We start from the raw sequence: 1,127 nt of genomic DNA on the forward strand, positions 1-1,127 counted from the left end.
TATTCATGATCATAGAGACGTACTCTTCGGGGGGGGTCTGCCTGATCCCAGCGAGCAGAATCTGGGAGATCTGAAGGTGAAAATGAAAGAGGTAGGGGCAGATATCGGGGTGTCCCTGGACGGAGATGGGGATAGATTCGGAGTAATAGATTCCAGAGGAGTATATCTCAAGCCCAATGAACTTATCGCCCTCTTTCTTTATTATCTGACTGCCATAAAGGGTTTTAAGAAAGGCAAGGCTGTCCGAACTGTCGCTACTACCCATTTCATCGATGCGAGAGCCCGTGACTTGGGTATTCAGGTTGAGGAAACGCCGGTGGGGTTTAAGTATATTTGTGAGAAGATGTTAGAAGATGGAGTAATTATAGGGGGAGAGGAAAGTGGAGGTTTAAGTGTCCAGGGCCACATTCCGGAGAAAGACGGGATCCTGGCCGATCTTTGGCCATTGAAGTAACCGCGGAGTTCAGACAGCCCCTGTCCTGGTTGCTAAACAAACTCTACCTGAAATATGGCCACTTCTACAACCAGCGCCTGGACATCGAGGTATCTCAAGAGAGGAAGCGGTTTCTTCTGAAAAGGTTAAGAACTCATGCTCCCAAAAGCTGCCTTGGTCTTCCCGTGGTCAAGATTACTGATCTAGATGGACTGAAAATAGAACTGGAGGGAGGTCACTGGTTCCTGATAAGACCTTCGGGTACTGAGCCCCTGGTCAGGGCTTACGTGGAAGCCAGGGATAAGGGTCTTTTGGGGAGATTGAAGGATTATACTCTTGATATAGTCCTAAAGTATTAGTTATGGCGTGACCTTTTTAGTAACCAGGATTGTAAAGCAAAATGGAGAAGTGATTAAAAAGGACATATTTTTTAGTAGATACTATCCCAAGGACAGAATAGTGGCCAAAAATCCCAGAGATGTGGGAGGCGAGGAACAGCAAGTGGCCCGCAGTGGCTAGAGAATTGCTGGCTGCACTTAGGCCTCCCCACCGCAAAGTGTGCTCTCTATCCACAACCAGTTAGCAGGGGCCGGCAATCTATGGCAACGAGGGAAGAGTCTCTATTTTTCCCAGGGGCCAGCTTAACCCTACAGCGATACTTAAGAATCTTGGTTCAATATGTAGGGCAATTTCT

Annotated in this window: 1 protein-coding gene and 1 pseudogene; both read left to right on the forward strand. The window is 47.6% G+C overall.

From position 1 onward, the window contains the following. Positions 1-454, forward strand: a pseudogene (locus tag HW443_RS11540) (phosphoglucomutase/phosphomannomutase family protein); the annotation flags it as partial. Further along, positions 439-792, forward strand: coding sequence for a phosphohexomutase domain-containing protein (locus HW443_RS11545; RefSeq protein WP_176238258.1), 354 nt, complete (start codon positions 439-441; stop codon positions 790-792). The pseudogene HW443_RS11540 and the gene HW443_RS11545, both read left to right, overlap by 16 nt. Positions 793-1,127 lie beyond the last annotated feature (335 nt).

Origin of the sequence: Candidatus Hakubella thermalkaliphila, from assembly GCF_013281975.1 — a bacterium.
In the GTDB taxonomy this organism is placed as follows: domain Bacteria; phylum Actinomycetota; class Humimicrobiia; order Hakubellales; family Hakubellaceae; genus Hakubella; species Hakubella thermalkaliphila.